This window comes from Amycolatopsis sp. NPDC024027, assembly GCF_040638975.1.
Classification (GTDB): domain Bacteria; phylum Actinomycetota; class Actinomycetes; order Mycobacteriales; family Pseudonocardiaceae; genus Amycolatopsis.
In genome coordinates this window covers 121,222-140,360 of the sequence record NZ_JBEZYY010000023.1, presented here as the reverse complement: position 1 = coordinate 140,360, position 19,139 = coordinate 121,222, and the positions used below count along the sequence as shown (strand labels likewise).

The window sequence follows — 19,139 nt, the reverse complement described above, 5'->3', positions numbered from 1 at the left end:
CGGTCCAACCTACGTGGCCTGGGCGAGCAGCGCGGCGTGCCGGACCAGCGCGGCGCGGAACGAGGGGTGCACGGTGGTGCCGAGGACCGGGTCGACCTCGACCACGTGTCCTGAGGAGAGCAGCAGCACCGCCGGGTCCGAAAGGACCACGACACCGTTCTCGGCACGCAGGTCCGCCGTGCCGAGCAGGCGCGGGAAGACCACGTCCGCGGGCAGGCCGTCGCAGGTGCGCAGGAACTCGCGGACATCCGCGGGCAACTCGACGCCCAGCCGCAGCTCGGCCGAGCGGATCGCCGCCTCCGACGCCGGGGGCGGGAGGCTGACCCGGCGGTGCAGGAGCGGCCCGGGCCGCGGGTCCGCCCGGGTTTCGCCTGGTGGGAGCGGGAGTTCCGCGGTGCCGAGGCGCGGTCCGGGCCGGGCTGGTGGCGCCGGGGTTTCGCCGGGCGCCGCCGTGCCGCGCAGGCGCATGATCTCCGCGACCAGCTCCGGCCAGCTGCCCAGCTCCGGCGGGTACCGCTCGTGCAGGGCCGCGACCAGCGCACCCGCGCAGGCCGGGGCCCACTCGCGCAGGCCGAGCGGGTCCGCGCCCCCGACCAGCGCCGGGGCCAGCGCGCGGGTCGCCGCGAGGGTGGCCACGTCCGGCCGCTGCCCGGCCAGTGAGGCCCAAAGCTGGAGGTCACCGTCGGCGAGGGCGGTGCGAACGCGATCCGGGCGCGCGGGAGCGACGTGCTTGATCACCTCGGCGACCGGACCCGGCGGGAGGACACCTTCCAGCTCGGAAACCGTCCTTCGCAGGGAAGCCGTGTGCGCTCGTTCTTCGGCGTCGAGGTCGAGGGGCGGCAAGCCCACCGCCCAGTCCGGCCGCGCTCCGCGGGCTTCGAAGAGCATCGCCCACGCGCGGGCCCGCACCGGGTCGGTGGCCAGCGCGGCCACCGGCCGTTCGGTCCGGGCCAGCCACTGGGTGACCAGCCGGTCGGCTTCGTCGAGGGCGCCGGAGACCGCGAGCAGCAAGGCCGCGTAACCCACCTGGTCGTCGACGCGCGGTTCGGGCGCCGTCAGAACGTCGCGGACCGCCGCTTCGAGGTAGTCCTGCACTCCACCGACCCTAGCCCAGCGCTTGCTTGGCCCCCGGGTGCAGCGGCACGGGGTCGGTCTGGGTCGCCAGCTGCCGCGAGATCTCCTTCGCCGCCGGGTGGACCTTGGCCAGCTCCGCCTGCTTGTCGAAGATCAGCTTCGTGATCGCGCACGCGTTGCCCGCCGGGAAGTCTTCGCGCACCAGCAGGAGGTTGGGCACCACCACCGTCGGCACGTCGGCGGGCTGCGCGTAGGCCGCCTTCGGGATCACGGCCTGGTCGTAGACCGGGTTGACCTTCTTCAGCGCGGGCAGCAGCGGGGTGATGTCGAGGAACTTCACCTTGTCCTTCATGGCCGTGGTGATGTCGGTGATCTGCGCGGTCGGCAGGCCGCCGGACCAGACGAGCCCGTCGAGGGTGCCCGCCTTCATGCCGTCGGCGGTCTTGGCCAGGTCCAGCCGCTGCGCCTGGACGTCGGTGTCGGGCTTGAGCCCGGCCGCCTGCAGGAGGCGGTTCGCGATCACCTCGGTGCCGGACTTCGGCGAGCCGGTCGAGATCCGCTTGCCCTTCATGTCCGCGACGCTGTTGATCCCCGCGTCCGCGCGCACCAGCACCTGCGTCGAGTTCGGGTAGATCCGGGACAGCGCCTGGATCTTCTGCGGCTTGCCGTCGAAGGAGCCCTTGCCGCCGACCGCGTCCGCGGCGGTGTCGGCCAGCGAGAACGCGACGTCGTAGTTGCCGGCGACCAGCTGCTGGATGTTCTGCACCGACGCCCCGGTCTCCGCGGCCGTCGCGCGCAGTTTCGTGCTGTTGCTGATCAGCTGGGCCAGCCCGCCGCCCAGCACGTAGTACACGCCGCCGCTGTTGCCGGTGGCGATGGTGATGCGGCCTTCACCGGCTTCGCAGGACTGTGTCGCACCGCCGGGGGCGGCCTGGTCGGTGGTCTGCTGTTTCCCGCCGCAGCCGGTGACGGCCAGAGCGAGTACCGCGGCGGCGGCGACGGCGCGTTTCATGCTGTCCTCCTCTTGATCACGGCGTGGGCGAGCAAGGCGGCGGCGCCGCACGCGGCACCGATCGCGATCGGCACCGGCTCCAGGTAGAGCAGGCACGAGGCGGCGGGCACGAACAGCAGCCGCACCGGGAGGCTGACCGGCCCGAACAGCCAGCCCCCGGTGACCACCGCCAGCGCGGCGACGGCGAGCGCGGACACCGCCGTCACCCACAGCACGGTGAGCACGTCGGACTCCAGCAGCAGCGCGGCGCCGTTGTCGGTCAGCACGAAGGCGATCGGCACCAGGAACGCCGGGAGCGTGTACTTCCAGCACTGCCACATGGTGCCGAGCACCGAGCCGCCGGTGATCGCGGCCGACGCCACCGCCGCCAGCGCGGTCGGCGGCGTGACCTCCGACAAAACGGCGTAGTAGAAGATGAACATCGCGCGCTCGGCGTCGGCGACGCCGAGCGTCTCCAGCGCGGGACCGATCACCACCCAGGCGATGATGAAGCTGGCGGTGACCGGCACGGCGAGTCCCAGCACGCCGACGGCGATCGCCGAGAGCAGCACGGTCAGGATGAGGACCAGCGTGCCGTTGTCGGTGAGCGCGCCGGCCAGTTCCACCAGCGCGTCGGCGAGTTCGAGACCCAGCCCGGTCTTGGTGATGGTCGAGGTGATCACCCCGGCCGCCGCGCACACCGCGATCACCGGCAGCGCGCCCCGGACGCCGGCCGACAGCGCGTCGACCATGTCTTTGGCCCACCCGCGCACGTCGTGGCGCCGGGCGAGCAACGCGAACAGCGCGGCGACGCCGGTGGCGTAGACCACCGCGGCGAACGGCGGGATGTCCAGGGCGAGGAACACGACGATGATCGCCAGCGACAGGAAGTGATAACCCCCGCGCCGCAACAGTTTCCACGGATCTTCGTGCGGCACGTCGACGGCTTCGGCCTTGAAGCGCCGCGCGTCGGCCTCCATCGCGAACACGATGCCGAGGTAGTAGAGCAGCGTCGGGACGGTCGCCCAGATCAGCACCTTCAGGTACGACGTCTGCAGGTACTCGGCGATGATGAACGCCGCGGCGCCCAGCGTCGGCGGCGAGAGGATGGCCCCGATGCCGGACGCGGCCAGCAGGCCACCCGCGTTTTCCTTGGGGTACCGGGCTTTCCGCAGGATCGGCCAGGTGATCGAGCCGAGGCTGACCGCCGTCGCCGTGCCCGAGCCCGACACCGTGCCGAGCAGGAAGCCCGACAGCACGGTGGTCCGGCCCGGCGCCGTCCGCGACCGGCGGAACGCGGCGAAGGAGATGTCCACGAAGAACTTCCCGGCGCCGGAGGCGTTGAGCACCGCGCCGTAGAGGGTGAACAGCACGATGTAGCTCGCCGCGACGTCCAGGGGAGTGCCGTAGAACCCGCTGGCGTCGTTGAAGAGCGCGTTGACGATCTGGCTGAAGTCGACGCCGGCGTGGGCGATGCCCCAGTTCTGCGGGAGGAAGCCGCCGTAGTAGGCGTAGGCGAGGAACAGCAGGCAGACGATCGGCAGCACCAGCCCGGTGGTGCGGCGGGTGGCTTCGAGGATCAGCACCAGCAGCAGCGCGCCGGCCACGATGTCCAGCGGCGACAGGATGCCCTGGCGGTTCAGGAAGTCGTCGTAGCCGACGAGGACGGGGTACAGGCCGACGGCGAGGGCCACGACGGCGAGGGCCCAGTCCGTCCGGCCCGGGTTGTCACGACCGCGCAGCCGCGGGCGGTAGCAGAGGAACACCAGCGGCAGGGTCACACCGAGGAAGAGGACGAGGTAGAACTGGTTGCCCTTGGCGAACGGGAAGAACACCTGCTTGAGCACCAGGACCGCGACGGCGAGAGCGACGAAGTAGACGACGCGGTCCGGAACCCGGGGCAGCTTCCGCGCCGGGCGCTCCTCGTCGTGCTCGGCGGCGATTTCGGCGGGGGAGTCGCGTTCCACCGGCTCGGTCGTCACCGTGCCACGGTACGGTGTCGCGGATCACACCGAAAGCGGCCATTCGATCACCGGCCCCAAACGCCGTGAATGACTCATTCATGTCGTCGGACGACATGAATGAGTCATTCACGGCAGCGCGGCATCAGCCGTTGGCGGCGATGTCCGCCAGCACCGCGGCGATCGACCGCACCGGGACGCCGGTGCCGCCCTTGCCGGTGTAGCCCCACGGGGAGCCGGTGTTGAACGACGGGCCCGCGATGTCGATGTGGACCCAGTCGAGGCCGTCGGCCACGAACTCGCGCAGGAAGATCCCGGCGGCGAGCATGCCGCCCCAGCGGTGGCCGGTCACGTTGGCCAGGTCGGCCAGCCGCGAGTCGAGGTCGGCGCGCAGTTCCTCCGGCAGCGGCATGGCCCAGCCGTTTTCGCCGGTGGCCTGCATGACGCCGGCGACGCGGTCGCGGAAGTCCTCCGAGCCCATCACGCCGGCGGTGCGGTTGCCGAGCGCGACGACCTGGGCGCCGGTCAGCGTCGAGGTCTCGATCAGGTAGTCCGGGTTCTCCTCGGCCGCGCGCACCATGGCGTCCACGAGCACGAGCCGGCCCTCGGCGTCGGTGTTGAGCACCTCGACGGTCTTGCCGCCGTACATGGTCAGCACGTCACCCGGGCGGTACGACGTCCCCGACGGCAGGTTCTCCGCCAGCGGGATGTGCGCGACGACTTCCAGCGGGTACTTCAGCTTCGCCGCCAGCACCACCGACGCGAGCACGCCGGCCGCGCCGGACATGTCCGAGGTCATGTGGTCCATGTTCGCGGCGGGCTTGAGCGAGATGCCGCCGGAGTCGAACGTGATGCCCTTGCCGACCAGCGCGACCTTCTTGGCGGCCTTGGCCGGCTGGTAGGCCAGGCGCAGCAGCCGCGGCGGGCGCGACGAGCCGCCGCCGACGCCGAGGATGCCGCCGAAGCCCTTGCGCTTCAGGGCCTTCTCGTCGAGCACCTCGAACTCGAGGCCGTTGTCCTCGGCCAGCTTCTTCGCGCGGTCGGCGAAGGAAGCCGGGTAGAGGTCGTTCGGCGGGGTGTTGATCAGGTCGCGGGCGATGATGACGGCTTCGGCGATGGCGCCGGCCGCCTTCAGGGTCGCCTTGTGCTCGCGGGCGGTGCCGTCGGCCGGGCTGGTGAAGTCCGCCTTCGCCAGCGGGGCGTCGCCCTTCTCCGAGCGGTAGGCGGTGAAGACGTACGAGCCGAGGATCGTGCCCTCGACGGCGGCCTGCAGGTCGAGCTCGGACAGCGTGACCAGCGCGCGGTCGGTGCCGGCCAGCGCGCGGCCGGCGGCACCCGCGGCACGGCGGACCTGCTCGGGGGTGACGGCGTCGGCCGCCTTGCCCAGGCCGACGGCGAGCACGACACCGGCGGGGAGCTTGCCCAGCGTCGGGACCTTGACGACCTCTTCGGCCTTGCCGCTCGCGCCGAGCGTGGCCAGCAGGCCGGCGAGCCGGCCGTCGAAGGCGGCGTCCACGGCGGCGGCGCCGGGGGCGAGCACGGGACCGTCCTCGCCGGCCAGGGTGCCGATGACGACCACGTCGGCGCGCGTCTTGGCCAGTGCCTCCCCGGTGTTGTCGGACAGGGCGAGCTTAGGCACGGTCACTTCTGGCTCCTCGCGCGTTCTCGGTGGTACCGGGCACCGGCCCGGTCGGGATCGTGAGCCATGCTAATGACGACGGAACCACGGGTGAACACAGGTACGGGAGGGCCGCGTGCGGCTGGGCGGTGGACTGCTGGTGGCGCTGGCGGCCGGGGCGGCGGGCGCGGGCTGGTGGCTGCTCGCCGGGCTGGTGCTCGCGGCGGTGGCCGCCGGCGTGACGGCGCGGGTCCCGGAACCGGGGGATGCCCTGGTGGACCGGGTCGCAGTCGCCGTCGCGCGGCTGGCCGAGGTGACGGTCTACGCGATCGCGTTCGGCGCCTACGTCTTCCCGGAGCACCGGGCGGCGGCGGCCGCGGCGTTCGTCGTCGTGGTGACCGGCGCGGGGTTCGCCGGGCTGAAGATCCCGACGATCGTCGTACGGGTCGCGGGTGGACTGCTGCTCGTGGCGGGACCGGCGCTGGTCGCGGTGTGCGTCGCGGTGGCACCGGTGGGAACCGCCGGGGGCGGCCTGCGGCCGCCCGACTTCGCGGGCGTGCTCGTCGCCGCCGTGGTGGCGTTCCCCTTCCTGCGTCCCAGCGGGCGCGAGAACGCTGGCCTGCGCGTGCTGCTGCTCGGCGCGTTCGCCGTCCTGGCCGCCTTCGCCGCGCTCTACCAGCTCGGCGCGGTGCGGCTCGGGCTGTCGCTCACTTCACTTCGTGACCTGTTGTCCGCCGCCGACGCGGACGCGCTGCAGCCGCTGCTCACCGTCGTCGCCGTGATCGCGACCGTCGTGCCCGCGCTCGCCGCCGGGACCGAGGTCCGGGCCCGCGCCGGGGTGCCGGGGATCGCCGGGCTCGCCGTCGCCGCGGTGGCCGCGTACCTGCTGCCGGTGCTGCCCGTACTGGTCGTCGCGGGGCTGGCGGCCGTGTTCGAGCTGCTACTGGGCGTACGCGCGCGCAGGTACAGTGAGACCCGTGAGTGATCGACGCTGGCGGCCGGGGGAGACCGTGGTCGAACGGTTCCACCGCCCCGACGGCTCGATCGGCCAGGTACACCCGCTGCGCGTCCTCGAAGACGACGGCCGCGTCCTGCGCGCCTGGCTGCCGGCGGGCACGCCGATCATCGGCAGCAGGCTCGCCGACGGCCGCCTGATGCGGGACGCCCCGCTGGACCAGCGGTTCCGGATCCCGCGGGTGGCGGTACCGGACTGCTGGCACGGCGCGTCGACGCTGCGCCGGATCCCCGAAGACGAGTGGTCTTCGGTCTGGTGGTTCTTCGACCTCGAAGGCCGGTTCAAGAACTGGTACGTCAACCTGGAGATCCCGCTGGGCCGCACGCCGGGCGCGGTCGACCGGATCGACGGCGTGCTCGACGTGGTCGTCGAGCACGACGGCAGCTGGCGCTGGGACGACGAGGACGAGGCCGAGGCCGCCATCGAGGTCGGCCGCCTGACGCTCGAGCAGTTCGACCGGCTGCGCGCGGAGGGCGAGCGGATCGGCGCGCTGGCCGAACGCGGCGCCTACCCGTTCGACGGGACCGACACCGACTTCCGCCCGGACGAGGGCTGGCCGGCGCCGGAGCTGCCGCCCTCGCTCAGCCCGCGGTCAGGAGAAGGATCAGCGCCAGCACGGCGTTGACGACCGCGAGGATGACGACCGACTTGGTCGGGAGCACCTTCGGGAACGCCTTGCCGTGGATCTTCCGCCACCACACGACGCCGAAGACCCCCGCGACGAGGCCGAGGAAGCCGCCGAAGCCGCTGTCCAGCACGGCCCAGCCGACCATGCCGAGCAGGCCGACGCCGAAGGTCAGCAGCACCGCGGCGACGAAGGTCTTGATGTCGGCGCCGGTGGTCTTGGGCCGGGGGACCGGCTCAGTGGAGTGGTAGGTCACCAGCGCATCCTAGAGCGCTTGCCCAGCGGGCGCGGGGAACTCCGGAACAGATGGACATCCGACTAACGCGCGTCCGAGCAAGCGGTATCGTCTAGCCATGACGACCACGACACAGTTCGCCCATGCCCCGCACCCGAGTCCTGCGAGCGCGGACCGTGTCGCGGAGGTACTCGCCGCCCCCGGGTTCGGGGTGTACTTCACCGACCACATGGTCACGGTCAAGTGGTCCAAGGCCGAAGGCTGGCACGACGCCCAGGTCGGCCCCTACGCGCCGTTCACCCTCGACCCCGCGACGTCGGTGCTGCACTACGGCCAGGCCATCTTCGAGGGTCTCAAGGCCTACCGCCAGCCGGACGGCTCGATCGCGTCGTTCCGCCCGGACGCCAACGCCGAGCGGTTCCGCCAGTCGGCCGAGCGGCTCGCCATGCCCCAGCTGCCCGAGGAGGTCTTCCTCGAGTCGCTGCGGGAGCTCATCGCCGTCGACGGCCGGTGGGTGCCCACCCGGCCGGGTGATTCGCTGTACCTGCGGCCGTTCATGATCTCGACGTCCACCGGGCTCGGCGTCAACAGCCCGGCCGCCGACTACGTGTACACGGTCATCGCTTCGCCGGCCGGGTCGTACTTCGCGGGCGGCGTGAAGCCGGTCAGCGTCTGGCTGTCCACCGAGTACGTCCGGGCGGCCCCCGGCGGCACCGGCGCGGCCAAGTGCGCCGGCAACTACGCGGCGTCGTTCGTGGCGCAGGCGCAGGCCGTCGAAAAGGGCTGCGACCAGGTGGTGTGGCTCGACGCGGTCGAGCGGCGCTGGGTCGAGGAGATGGGCGGGATGAACCTGTTCTTCGTCTTCGGCTCCGGGGAGAACGCCCGGGTGGTGACCCCGGAGCTGACGGGCTCGCTGCTGCCCGGCGTCACCCGCAAGTCGCTGCTGCAGCTGGCTTCGCGGCTCGGGTACAAGATCGAGGAGCGCCGCATCTCCACCGAGGAGTGGGAGAAGGCGGCCGCGTCCGGCGAGCTGACCGAGACGTTCGCCTGCGGCACCGCGGCGGTGATCACCCCGGTCGGCCACGTGAAGCACGCGGACGGCGAGTTCACGATCGCCGACGGGCAGCCGGGCGTGCTGACGATGAAGCTGCGCGAAGAGCTGACGGGGATCCAGGAGGGCACCCGCCCCGACCCGGGCCACTGGATGGTCCCCCTCGGCTGAGCGGTTCCGAAGCGGCGTGCCCGAACGTCGTGAATGACTCATTCCTGGCGTCGGACGCCAGGAATGAGTCATTCACTGCACCCGGGGCAGCCGCTTTCGTACGTCAGGAAGCGGGCGCGGCGATCAGCGGACCGGAGACGCCGGCCTGCTCGTGGGTGGCCGTCTCGGCGAGGACGCGGGCGGCCATCATCAGCAGCGGCAACGCGGTCACGGCGCCGGTGCCTTCGCCGAGCCGGACGTCCAGTTCCAGCAGCGGGCCCAGGTCGAGGTGCTCCAGCGCGAGGGCGTGCGCCGGTTCGGCCGTCCGCTGGCCCGCGACCCACCAGCGCCGCGCGCCCGGGGCGAGGTCTTCGGCGACGAGCGCGGCGGCGCAGGCCACCAGGCCGTCGAGCACCACCGGCGTCCGGCGGACCGCGGCCTGGGCGAGGAACCCGGCCATCGCGGCGATGTCCGCGCCGGCCGTGGTGCGCAGCAGGCCGACCGGGTCGGCCAGCACCGCACGGGCCCGGCGGAGGGCGTCGCGCACGGCGGTGGCCTTGCGCATCCACGCGTCGTCGTCGATGCCGGAGCCGCGGCCGACGACGGCGACCGGCTCGGTGCCGGTCAGGGCCGCCACCAGCACCGACGCCGGCGTGCTGTTGCCGATCCCGAGGTCGCCGGGGATGAGCAGGTCGGCCCCGCCGTCGACTTCGGCGTCGGCGATCGCGATTCCGGCCCGGATCGCCTTTTCCGCTTCGTCGGCCGTCAGCGCGTCTTCGACGTCGATGGAGCCCGAGCCGCGGCGGACCTTGAACTCGCCGATCGAGCGTGTCGCGGGGGCTTCGGTGTCGACGGCCAGATCGACGACGCGCACGCTCGCGCCCGCGGCGGCGGCCAGCACGTTGATCGCGGCGCCGCCGGTGAGCATGGTGCCCAGCAGCTGCGCGGTGACCTCGGCGGGATAGGCGGAGACGCCCTTCGCGGCAATGCCGTGGTCCCCGGCGAAGACGACGACACGCGGCCGCGTGAACGGCCGCGGCGGCGACTGCCCCTGGCAGGCGGCGATCCAGACACCCAGCTCTTCCAGCCTGCCCAGCGACCCGGCGGGTTTGACCAGCTTGTCGTGCAGCGCGATGGCGGCGGACCGAGCGTGCTCATCGGGCGGGGTGATCTCGGCGAACTCGATGTTTTCCGGCTCCACACCAGGCCCTTCGACTCTTTGGGGGGTTCCGGGTGGCGGAGCCCCCGGCCCCGGGGCGGAGCCCCGGTTTCAACGCTGTGGCACGGCAACGCTGTGGCCAACCTACCGGGCAGGGGCAGCGGGCGGTTGTGCGGCCGGTGGGGCGCGGCTTCGGCTCCGCGATTCGGCGGCGCCCGCGCCCGCGCCGGCCGCCGGGGTGGGCCGGCGCCGGCTCGGCCGCGGCTGCCGCGAGGTCGCCCGAAACCCGGCCACGTGTCCGGCCGGGCTCACCGGCGCCCAGTAGTCTCGCGGCTCGTGGAGACGACGGCGGCCGCGGTGGTGCTGGCCAGTGGCGCGGGGACCCGCGTCGGCGCGAAGCTGAACAAGGTCTACCTGCCCCTGGCCGGGCGGCGGGTGGTCGCCTGGTCGCTGGATGCCTTCCAGCGCGTCCCGGGGATCGGCGTGCTCGTGCTGGTGATCCGGCCGCAGGACCGCGAACTCGCCGAAGAGGTCGCCGGCGAAGACGTCGAGATCGTGTACGGCGGCGACACCCGCCAGGCCTCTGAGCTCAACGCGCTGCGCCACCTCGCCGAGCGCATAAGAGGCGGCCGGGTCGACGCCGTGCTCTTGCACGACGCGGCCCGGCCGCTGGTCCACCCCGAACTGGTCGGTGCGGTGCTGGCCCGGACACGCGAGGACGGGGGGGCTGTGCCGGGCCTTGCCGCGGACGACGTCGTCGAGGTGGATGCCGGGCACCTGGTCGCCCAGGTGCCCGGCGCGATCCGCGTCCAGACGCCTCAGGGCTTCCGGGCCGGACCGCTGCTCGAGGCCTACGAGAAGGCCGAACGCGAAGGTTTCGTGGGGACGGACACTTCGTCGTGCATGGAGCGGTTCTCCTCCCTGCCGATCCGCTGGGTCCCGGGTGCTCCCGAGAACCTCAAGATCACCTACCCCCACGACCTCGTCGTCGCGGAGCGGCTGCTCGCCCGCTAGGCGCACGCGGGCGGGCCACCGTCGTCTCCCTCCCCGTGCGTCCCGGTCGGCCGGATGGTGACGTCGCTGCGCAGTTCGGGCGGGATCCGGCAATCCGGCTGTGGCCGGAGTGCCTGCAGCGGGGCGCCCGGGGTGCCGGGCTCCGCCAGGGTGAGCACCGCCCGCAGCGTCCACACCGGGGTGGCGTGGTACTGCCAGGTGACGACCCGCGGGCTGAACACGTCGGTGCCCGGGAAGGTCGGGACGCGGTACGCGCTGGCCCGGTGCTCGTCGCGGAGGATGATGACGTCCGCGCAGGTGGGCCAGCGGTGTACCGCCGCGTAGATCTCCGGCGCCTCGCGGCCACCGAACAGGTGCAGCACCCATTTGCGGCGCCGGAGTTCCTCGAGGAGTTCCTCGAGGCCCTGGCCGCTCGAACCGGAGTGTGCTGTGGGCGGGGACACACTTTCGAGAGTAACTTGCGTACTAGTGCACGGTCTAGTGCGTGTACTAGTACACCTGGGTGGTTCTGAACAGGCCTTTGTGTGTCACCCGTCGGCGTGCTAGAACACTTGTGCGTGTTGTCCCTGTGAGGAGCCGCCTTGCCCACCCTCGATCGCCCCGAGCCGCCGTACCTGCAGATCGCGGGCCGGATCCGTGACGACATCCTGTCCGGCCGGCTGCAGGAGGGCGACGCGGTGCCGTCCGCCCGCGAGATCGCGCGCACCTGGACCGTCGCCATGGCGACGGCCACCAAGGTGCTGGCCACGCTCCGCTCGCAGGGCCTCGTGCGGCCCGTGCGCGGGGTCGGCACGGTCGTCGACCGCGGCGGCCTGCACCGCACGGCCCGCGACCGCACCACCTCCTCGGTGCGGACGGGCCGGATCTACCCGCCGGGCCACTACGCGGTGATCCGCTCGGCCGGTCTCGAGCCCGCGCCCGAACGCGCCGCGGCCGCACTCGGCCTGGAGGAGGGCGCCCCGGTGATCCGCCGTCGCCGTACCACCTACGGTCCCGACTCGCGGCCGCTGTCGACGTCGACGTCGTGGTTCGACGGCGTGCTGTCGGCCAAGGCGCCGGCGCTGCTGGTGGCGGAGCGGATCGTCGAGGGCACCGCGGCCCACGCGGCCGCCCGGCTCGGCACGAAGATCGCGACGACGCAGGAACGGCACGCGGCGGGCCGCGCGGGCGAGGAGGAGGCGGCCGAGCTGGGGCTGCCCGCCGGGTCGCCGGTGCTGCTCGGCCGGAGCACCTTCGTGGCGGCCGACGGGACGGTCGTCGAGTACGGTGAATCCGCCGCCTTGCCCGACCACTGGGTTTTCTACGAGCACACGACTGAGGACGGCGAATGAAGCACATCCACGCGGGCAAGGTCCGTGACCTGTACGAACTCGACGGCGGGGACATCCTGCTGGTCGCGTCCGACCGCGTCTCGGTCTACGACGTCTCGTTGCCGACGCCGATCCCGGACAAGGGCAAGCTGCTCAACCAGCTCTCCGCCTGGTGGTTCGACCGGATGGCCGGCGTCGTCCCGAACCACGTCGTGTCGACCACCGACGTGCCGGACGAGTTCGCCGGCCGCGCGATGCGCTGCAAGCCGCTGAAGATGGTCCAGGTCGAGTGCATCGCGCGCGGCTACCTGGCCGGGCTCGGCCTGCGCGAGTACCAGCGCGACGGCAAGATCTCCGGCGTCGCGCTGCCGCCGGGCCTGGTCGAGGGCGACAAGCTGCCGGAGCCGATCTTCACGCCGACGACGAAGATCTCCGACACCGGCCACGACGAGTTCATGACCTTCGACGAGGTCCTGAACGAGATCGGTGAAGACACCGCGAAGCGGCTTCGCGAGCTGACGCTGGAGATCTACACGAAGGGCGCCGAGCACGCCGCGAAGCAGGGCGTCATCATCGCCGACACGAAGCTGGAATTCGGCTTCGACGCCGACGGCACGCTGACCCTCGGCGACGAGGTCCTGACGTCGGACTCGTCGCGGTTCTGGCCGGCCGACGCGTGGGAGCCGGGCCGCCCGCAGCACGCGTTCGACAAGCAGTTCGTCCGCGACTGGTCGCGGTCGACGGGCTGGGACCAGACCCCGCCCGGGCCGGAGATCCCCGCGGACATCGTCGAGCAGACGCGGCAGCGCTACACCGAGGTCTATGAGCGGATCACGGGGAAGACCTGGGTCCGTGGGTGAGTACGACCCGTACCGGCTGATCGACGACGTCGAGACCCTGCTCGTCTCGCACGGTCTCACGCCGTCCCGCGTGCCCGGCCGCGGCGGCGACCGGCTCGCCGGGGCCGGCCGCCTCCTGCGGGGGTTCGGCCTGGAGCCCCGGATGGCCCCCGAGGACGCGTTCGGCCTCGGGGTGCCGTTCCAGGGCCCGGCCGGGCCGGATTAAGGGCTCTTCGTCAGACTCGCGTCGCGCTCGACGACGTCGCCGAGGACGTCGTCGATGGCTTTGAGGAGGTCGGCGTCGAGCTTCTGGCCGGCGGCCTTGACGTTCTCGTGCACCTGCTCCGGCCGCGAAGCCCCGATGATCGCGGAGGCGACGTTCGGGTTCTGCAGCACCCACGCGACGGCCAGCTGGGCGAGGCTGAGGCCGGCTTGCTTGGCCAGCGGCTCGAGCTGGGCGACGCGCTCGAGGACGCCGTCGTCGAGGAAGCGGGCGACCATGTCGGCACCGCCCTTCTCGTCGGTGGCGCGCGAACCTTCGGGGTAGGCCTGGCCCGGCTTGTACTTGCCGGTGAGCACGCCCTGGGCGATCGGCGACCAGACGATCTGGCTCAGGCCTTCGCGCTCGGAGGCGGGGATGACCTGCTCTTCGATGACGCGCCAGAGCATGTTGTACTGCGGCTGGTTCGACACGAGCGGGACGTGCAGCTCGCGGGCGAGGGCGGCACCGCGGGTGATCTGCTCGGCGGTCCATTCCGAGACGCCGACGTAGAGCACCTTGCCCTGGCGCACGAGGTCGGCGAAGGCGGTCATGGTCTCTTCGAGCGGGGTGTGCCGGTCGAACCGGTGCGCCTGGTAGAGGTCGACGTAGTCGGTGCCGAGCCGCTTCAGGCTGGCGTGCGCCGACTCCATGATGTGCTTGCGGGACAGGCCCTTGTCGTTGGGACCCTTGGGGCCGGTCGGCCAGAAGACCTTGGTGAAGATCTCGAGGCTTTCGCGCCGCTGGCCCTTGAGGCCGCGCCCGAGCACGGACTCGGCGGCGGTGTTGGCGTAGACATCGGCGGTGTCGAAGGTGGTGATGCCGACGTCGAGGGCGGCCTGGATGCAGGCGTGGGCCTGGTCCTCTTCGACCTGGGAACCGTGGGTGAGCCAGTTCCCGTACGAGATCTCACTGACGTTGAGGCCACTGCGGCCGAGACGACGAAACTCCATGGCCGTGAGCTTAGGCGGTAATCGTTTACTTTGCTAACGACCTGGAGTGGCTCCAGCCTCGTCGAGGTCACCGGGAGGTCGCGAATGACTCATTCGGGACCTCCGAGGTCCCGAATGAGTCATTCGCGACGTTCGACCGGCGCCGCTCCCGGTCGCGGACAGCAAGAAGCCGGGTGGAGGCTCGCTCCACCCGGCTTCTCGGAAACCGCTCAGTTCGGGATCGCGTCCCCGGGCTTCAGCCGCGGCTTCGGCATCCGCAGCCGGCGGATCTGGGACGCCCGCACGAACGCGTACCAGCCGATCGACCGGCCGTTCACCGCTTCCTTCGGGAACTTCTCCCGGACCAGCTTCGCGATCTTCCGGCCGTTCACGAAGCCCTCGATCGCCATCACCAGCAGCATCGCCGTGCACAGCAGCGTGATGTACGACTGGACCTGGGGCATCGGCACCAGCAGCGCCAGGAACACCACGATGGCCAGCGGCATGAACAGGCCGAGCAGGTTGCGCCGGCTGTCGACCAGGTCGCGGACGTACGCCTTGACCGGCCCGCGGTCGCGGGGGAGCAGGGCCTTGTCGTCGCCGCGCATCATCGCCTCGCGGCGGGCCTTCGCCGCCGCGCGGCGGTCTTCCTTGGTCTGCGGGTTCGCCTTGCGCAGCTCTTTGTTGCGCTTCATCGCCTCACGCATGGTGGTGGGCGGCGGTGCCACCGGACCCCGCCGCTTCGCCTCCGCTTCGCGGCGCTTCGGCGTAGCTTTGCCCTTACCGGGCGTGTACGCCTTGCCGGCGACGTCGACGGCTTCGGCCGACTCCGGCTCGTCGGCGGCGGTGTCTGTGGTGCTTCGGCGCAGGAACCTCACGTCATCAGGGTATTGCAGGCGTCACGCCGCCGGTAACCAGGGCGATCCATGTGCGACGATGGTGGGGGAACAGATCGGACGTCCCCGGTGTTGAACACGTCAGCACGAGGAGTATCCGCAGCGAGTTCGACTTTATGAGGGAGTGCCATGACGACCGCTGAGCACGCCGGCGCGACGCAGGCCGAGACCGCCGAGGAGACCCACGGCGTCACGTTGACCGACGCCGCGGCTTCCAAGGCGAAGGCCCTGCTCGAGCAGGAAGGCCGCGACGACATGCACCTGCGCATCGCCGTCCAGCCCGGTGGCTGCGCGGGCCTGCGCTACCAGCTGTTCTTCGACGAGCGCACGCTCGACGGTGACCTGTTCCGCGACTTCGGTGGCATCCGGGTCGCCGTCGACCGGATGAGCGCGCCGTACGTGTCGGAAGCCGTCATCGACTTCGTGGACACGATCGAGAAGTCGGGTTTCACGATCGACAACCCGAACGCCACCGGCTCCTGCGCCTGCGGCGACTCGTTCCACTGAGTCGTCCGCAAGAACACGCGAGAAGGCCCCGTCTCCCGGAAGGGAGGCGGGGCCTTCTTCGTTGCTGCGGACCTACACGTACGCGTCGAGCTCGGCCACCTGGGCGTGGCACGCCTCGTCGACCTGCCACGGCTTGGCCGTGACGCGGGGCAGCGGCAGGCTCTCGGCCTGCAACGTCGCCGGGATGAGCGCGCAGTCGGCGATCAGCTCGGACAGGGTCTCGGGTTCGGTGACGGCGTTCACGATTCGTAACGCTATTGATCCGCTCTCGACTGGAGAAGGAGTACCAGCCGGTAGTGTCGGCTGGGCGTGCGCGAACTACCCGGATGGGTCATGACCCGGAGGTGACTTCGCGCCTTTTGCCGTGAGGTCGAACACGAAGGAGCAGCCGGTGGCAGACAGGGCCAGGATCGCGGTGTCCGGCAGTATCGCGACCGACCACCTCATGCATTTCCCGGGCAGGTTCGCCGAGCAGCTGGTCGCCGAGCAGCTGCACCGCGTCTCGCTGAGCTTCCTCGCCGACGACCTGGTGGTCCGGCGCGGCGGCATCGGCGCGAACATCGCCTTCGGCCTGGGGGTGCTCGGCGTGCAGCCGGTCCTCGTGGGTGCCGTCGGCGCCGACTTCGCCGACTACCGCTCCTGGCTGGAGCGGCACGGCGTGGACACGTCGGGCGTGCACGTGTCCGAGGTCGCGCACACCGCGCGGTTCGTCTGCACCACCGACGAGGACCTCTGCCAGATCGCGACGTTCTACGCCGGCGCGATGGCCGAGTCCCGCAACATCGAGCTGCTGCCGATCGCCGAGCGGGCCGGCGCGCTGAGCCTGGTGCTGATCAGCCCGGACGACCCCGAGGGCATGATCCGCCGCGCCGCGGAGTGCCGGCAGCGCGGGTACGCCTTCGCCGTCGACCCCTCGCAGCAGCTGGCCCGGATGACCGGTGAGCAGGCGCGCGCGTTCGTCGCCGGCGCGCAGTACCTCTTCAGCAACGACTACGAGTGGGAGCTGCTGCTCCAGAAGACCGGCTGGACCGAGGCCGACGTCCTCGACCAGGTCGGCCTGCGGATCACGACGCTGGGGGAGAAGGGCGTCGAGATCGTCGGCAAGGACGGCGTCGCCCTGCAGATCGGCGCGGTTCCGGAGCGCACCAAGGCCGACCCGACCGGCGTCGGCGACGGCTTCCGCGCGGGCTTCCTGGCGGGACTCGACGGCGGCCTGAACGTCGAGCGCGCCGCCCAGCTCGGCTCGCTGATCGCGGTGCTGGTGCTGGAGACGGTCGGCACGCAGGAGTGGACGTTCGACCGCGCGGAGGCGCTGGCCCGCATCGGCGAAGCCTTCGGCCCGGACGCGGCGGAGGAGATCTCGGTGGTCCTGCCCGCCGCCTGACGCTTTCACGGCGAAGGCCCCGCACCGGATCGGTGCGGGGCCTTCGCCGTGAAAGAGCGTCAGAGCTTGACCGGGTACACCGGCTCCGGGATCTCGGGCTTGATCCGGTGCTCGACGAAGATCCCGTGCCACAGCATGAACACGATCAGCGCCCACAGCTGGCGGCTGCGGTCCAGCTGGCCCGCCTTGTGCTCCTCCAGCAGCGCCAGGATCGCCTTCTTGTCCAGCAGCTCCTCGGTCTTCGAGTCGTTGATGATGCCCTTCGCCCAGTCGTACATCTCGTTGCGCAGCCACAGCCGGATCGGGACCGGGAAGCCGAGCTTGCGGCGGTTGAGCACGTGCGCCGGGATGATCTTCGCCAGCGCCTGGCGCAGGGCGTACTTCGTCGTCCCGTGGGCGAGCTTCTGGTCGAGCGGGATCGACGCCGCGACCTTGAACACCTCGGCGTCGAGGAACGGCACCCGCAGTTCCAGCGAGTTCGCCATGGTCACCTTGTCCGCCTTGACCAGGATGTCGCCGCGCAGCCACGTGTAGAGGTCCACGTGCTGCATGCGGGCCACCGGGTCCCAGCCGCGCGAGACGTCGTACCAGGGCGCCGTGACGTCCTTGAAGCCCACGCCTTCCTGGTACGTGCGCAGGACGTTGCGCAGCTGGTCGTCGCGGAAGTTGCGGGCGTTGCCGTAGTAGCGGTCCTCCAGCGGGAGCGCGCCGCGGCGCAGCAGGTCCTTGCCGCGGGTGCCCTCGGGGATCTTCGTGGACACCTTTCCGATGAGCTTCCGCATGCCGCCGGGGATCTTTTCGAACGGCGCCAGCGAAATCGGCTCGTTGTAGATCGTGTAGCCGCCGAACAGCTCGTCCGCGCCTTCGCCGGACAGCACCGCCTTGACGTGCTTGCGGGCCTCGCGGGCGATGAACCACAGCGGGACCAGCGCGGGGTCGGCCACCGGGTCGTCGAGGTACCAGACGATGAGCGGCAGCGCCTCCATCATCTCGTCCGCCGACACCGTCCGGACCACGTGCTTCACGCCGATCGCGGCGGCCGACTCGGCGGCGACGTCCACCTCGGAGTAGCCCTCGCGCTCGAACCCGGTGGTGAACGCGATCAGGTTCGGGTTGTGCTCCTTGGCCAGCGTGGCCGTGGCGGTGGAGTCGATGCCGCCGGACAGGAACGCGCCGACGGTGACGTCCGGGTCGGAGATCATGTGCTTGCCGACCGAGTCGCGCATCACGTCGGCGATGCGCTGGTGCAGTTCTTCGGCTTCGGCCTGCGTGGTGACCGGCTTCGCGCTGAACCGCGGGTGGAAGTAGCGGGTGAACTTCACCTCACCGCCGGGCACGACCTCGAACGAGGTGCCGGACTCGACGCGGCGGATGGCGGTGTGCAGCGACTCGGGCTCGGGCACGTACTGCAGGACCAGGTAGTGCTGCAGGGCCTTCCGGTCCAGCTCCTGCGCGACGCCGAGGACGTCCGACAGCTCCAGCAGGCTCTTCTTCTCGCTGGAGAACGCCACCCCGCCGGGGCCGGCCGAGTAGAACAGCGGCTTGATGCCGAACGGGTCGCGGGCGCCGAAGACGCGCTTCTCCTGGGAGTCCCAGATCATGAAGGCGAACATCCCGCGCAGGCGCTTCACCCAGTCCGCGCCGAGGTAGTGGAAGCCGGCGACGATGGCCTCGCCGTCACCCTCGGTCTCGAACTTCGCGCCGTGCTTCTCGGCGAGCTCCGCCCGCAGCTCCAGGTAGTTGTAGATCTCCCCGTTGAAGTTCATCGTGTAGCGGCCCGGCGCCTCGGGCGGGCCCCAGACCAGCGGCTGGTGCGCGTGCTCGACGTCGATGAAGGCGAGCCGGTTGAAGCCGTAGACGACCTCGGCGTCGGCCCAGGTGTCCTGCTCGTCCGGGCCGCGGTGGCGCTGGCAGCGCATGGCCGCGCCGACGGCGTCACGCGCGTTCGCCGCGCCGGTCTCGGTCGCGCAGATCAGTCCAAGCAGGCCGCACACGGGTACTCACACACCTTTAGGGTCTTCTTCGGGCTGGGAAGGTGCCCAGTATGCCGGGGCCGCCGTGGCGAGTACCACGCGCGTCGATGGTTACCCCTTGGTCAGCGGAGCGCGCCAACTCGGCT

20 protein-coding genes are annotated in these 19,139 nt (G+C 71.4%); 9 read left to right on the top strand and 11 right to left on the bottom strand.

The features are described from left to right. Positions 1 to 9: 9 nt before the first annotated feature. From AB0F52_RS41020 to AB0F52_RS41005, 4 genes are all read right to left on the bottom strand, one after another. Positions 10 to 1,095: an SMI1/KNR4 family protein gene (locus AB0F52_RS41020; protein WP_360182961.1), complete on the bottom strand. Its 1,086-nt coding sequence runs from the start codon at positions 1,093 to 1,095 to the stop codon at positions 10 to 12. 10 nt (positions 1,096 to 1,105) lie between these two features. Further along, on the bottom strand, positions 1,106 to 2,086 hold the full coding sequence (locus AB0F52_RS41015; protein ID WP_360182959.1) for a TAXI family TRAP transporter solute-binding subunit: 981 nt from the start codon (positions 2,084 to 2,086) through the stop codon (positions 1,106 to 1,108). Further along, positions 2,083 to 4,047, bottom strand: coding sequence for a TRAP transporter fused permease subunit (locus AB0F52_RS41010; protein WP_360182956.1), 1,965 nt, complete (start codon positions 4,045 to 4,047; stop codon positions 2,083 to 2,085). Before AB0F52_RS41010 ends, AB0F52_RS41015 begins: the two co-directional genes overlap by 4 nt. Positions 4,048 to 4,171: 124 nt before the next feature. Then, a complete protein-coding gene (locus AB0F52_RS41005; RefSeq protein WP_360182954.1) occupies positions 4,172 to 5,671 on the bottom strand; it encodes a leucyl aminopeptidase in 1,500 nt (499 codons plus the stop codon). Positions 5,672 to 5,780: 109 nt separating this feature from the next. Here AB0F52_RS41005 and AB0F52_RS41000 point away from each other — a divergent pair, with 109 nt between their 5' ends. Together AB0F52_RS41000 and AB0F52_RS40995 are read left to right on the top strand one after the other, a co-directional pair. Further along, the gene (locus tag AB0F52_RS41000) at positions 5,781 to 6,629 is read left to right on the top strand and encodes a hypothetical protein (protein ID WP_360182952.1); all 849 of its coding nucleotides are present in this window, start codon (positions 5,781 to 5,783) and stop codon (positions 6,627 to 6,629) included. Continuing rightward, complete coding sequence (locus tag AB0F52_RS40995) at positions 6,622 to 7,284, top strand: DUF402 domain-containing protein (RefSeq protein ID WP_360182950.1); 663 nt, start codon at positions 6,622 to 6,624, stop codon at positions 7,282 to 7,284. The genes AB0F52_RS41000 and AB0F52_RS40995 overlap by 8 nt, the downstream gene beginning before the upstream one ends. Here the strand turns inward: AB0F52_RS40995 and AB0F52_RS40990 are convergent. Beyond that, complete coding sequence (locus AB0F52_RS40990) at positions 7,241 to 7,540, bottom strand: hypothetical protein (RefSeq protein WP_310977120.1); 300 nt, start codon at positions 7,538 to 7,540, stop codon at positions 7,241 to 7,243. The genes AB0F52_RS40995 and AB0F52_RS40990 overlap by 44 nt on opposite strands. Positions 7,541 to 7,637: 97 nt before the next feature. On the opposite strand from AB0F52_RS40990, the gene AB0F52_RS40985 reads away from it, so the two are divergent. Beyond that, entirely contained in the window at positions 7,638 to 8,741 is a 1,104-nt protein-coding gene (locus AB0F52_RS40985; RefSeq protein ID WP_360182948.1) for a branched-chain amino acid aminotransferase, read from the top strand. A 103-nt stretch (positions 8,742 to 8,844) separates the two neighbouring features. On the opposite strand, the gene cobT is transcribed toward AB0F52_RS40985, so the two are convergent. Next, a complete protein-coding gene (cobT, locus tag AB0F52_RS40980) occupies positions 8,845 to 9,921 on the bottom strand; it encodes a nicotinate-nucleotide--dimethylbenzimidazole phosphoribosyltransferase (RefSeq protein WP_360182946.1) in 1,077 nt (358 codons plus the stop codon). Between the two features lie 294 nt (positions 9,922 to 10,215). On the opposite strand from cobT, the gene AB0F52_RS40975 reads away from it, so the two are divergent. Next, positions 10,216 to 10,893, top strand: coding sequence for an IspD/TarI family cytidylyltransferase (locus AB0F52_RS40975; RefSeq protein WP_360182944.1), 678 nt, complete (start codon positions 10,216 to 10,218; stop codon positions 10,891 to 10,893). Here AB0F52_RS40975 and AB0F52_RS40970 read toward each other — a convergent pair. Beyond that, positions 10,890 to 11,336: a hypothetical protein gene (locus AB0F52_RS40970; protein ID WP_360182942.1), complete on the bottom strand. Its 447-nt coding sequence runs from the start codon at positions 11,334 to 11,336 to the stop codon at positions 10,890 to 10,892. The genes AB0F52_RS40975 and AB0F52_RS40970 overlap by 4 nt on opposite strands. 138 nt (positions 11,337 to 11,474) lie before the next feature. Here AB0F52_RS40970 and AB0F52_RS40965 point away from each other — a divergent pair, with 138 nt between their 5' ends. From AB0F52_RS40965 to AB0F52_RS40955, 3 genes are read left to right on the top strand one after another with little or no spacing between them, the layout of a single operon-like run. Beyond that, the gene (locus AB0F52_RS40965; RefSeq protein WP_360182940.1) at positions 11,475 to 12,224 is read left to right on the top strand and encodes a GntR family transcriptional regulator; all 750 of its coding nucleotides are present in this window, start codon (positions 11,475 to 11,477) and stop codon (positions 12,222 to 12,224) included. Beyond that, entirely contained in the window at positions 12,221 to 13,063 is an 843-nt protein-coding gene (locus tag AB0F52_RS40960; RefSeq protein WP_360182938.1) for a phosphoribosylaminoimidazolesuccinocarboxamide synthase, read from the top strand. Before AB0F52_RS40965 ends, AB0F52_RS40960 begins: the two co-directional genes overlap by 4 nt. Further along, positions 13,056 to 13,268 carry a hypothetical protein gene (locus AB0F52_RS40955; RefSeq protein ID WP_360182936.1) on the top strand — a complete coding sequence of 71 codons (213 nt, stop codon included), beginning with the start codon at positions 13,056 to 13,058 and terminating at the stop codon, positions 13,266 to 13,268. Before AB0F52_RS40960 ends, AB0F52_RS40955 begins: the two co-directional genes overlap by 8 nt. On the opposite strand, the gene AB0F52_RS40950 is transcribed toward AB0F52_RS40955, so the two are convergent. Next, positions 13,265 to 14,254: an aldo/keto reductase family protein gene (locus AB0F52_RS40950; protein WP_360182934.1), complete on the bottom strand. Its 990-nt coding sequence runs from the start codon at positions 14,252 to 14,254 to the stop codon at positions 13,265 to 13,267. The genes AB0F52_RS40955 and AB0F52_RS40950 overlap by 4 nt on opposite strands. Before the next feature lie 209 nt (positions 14,255 to 14,463). After that, positions 14,464 to 15,111 carry a DUF3043 domain-containing protein gene (locus AB0F52_RS40945; RefSeq protein ID WP_360182932.1) on the bottom strand — a complete coding sequence of 216 codons (648 nt, stop codon included), beginning with the start codon at positions 15,109 to 15,111 and terminating at the stop codon, positions 14,464 to 14,466. 147 nt (positions 15,112 to 15,258) lie between these two features. On the opposite strand from AB0F52_RS40945, the gene AB0F52_RS40940 reads away from it, so the two are divergent. Then, positions 15,259 to 15,636 (top strand): iron-sulfur cluster assembly accessory protein, encoded by a 378-nt coding sequence (locus AB0F52_RS40940; RefSeq protein ID WP_360182930.1) that lies wholly within the window; start codon positions 15,259 to 15,261, stop codon positions 15,634 to 15,636. 72 nt (positions 15,637 to 15,708) lie between these two features. Here the strand turns inward: AB0F52_RS40940 and AB0F52_RS40935 are convergent, their stop codons facing one another. Then, the gene (locus AB0F52_RS40935; protein ID WP_020644663.1) at positions 15,709 to 15,879 is read right to left on the bottom strand and encodes a hypothetical protein; all 171 of its coding nucleotides are present in this window, start codon (positions 15,877 to 15,879) and stop codon (positions 15,709 to 15,711) included. Between the two features lie 148 nt (positions 15,880 to 16,027). Between AB0F52_RS40935 and AB0F52_RS40930 the strand changes: the two genes are divergently transcribed. Next, complete coding sequence (locus AB0F52_RS40930; RefSeq protein ID WP_360182928.1) at positions 16,028 to 17,020, top strand: carbohydrate kinase family protein; 993 nt, start codon at positions 16,028 to 16,030, stop codon at positions 17,018 to 17,020. A 59-nt stretch (positions 17,021 to 17,079) separates the two neighbouring features. Here the strand turns inward: AB0F52_RS40930 and asnB are convergent, their stop codons facing one another. Continuing rightward, positions 17,080 to 19,014, bottom strand: coding sequence for an asparagine synthase (glutamine-hydrolyzing) (gene asnB / locus AB0F52_RS40925; protein WP_360182926.1), 1,935 nt, complete (start codon positions 19,012 to 19,014; stop codon positions 17,080 to 17,082). Positions 19,015 to 19,139 lie beyond the last annotated feature (125 nt).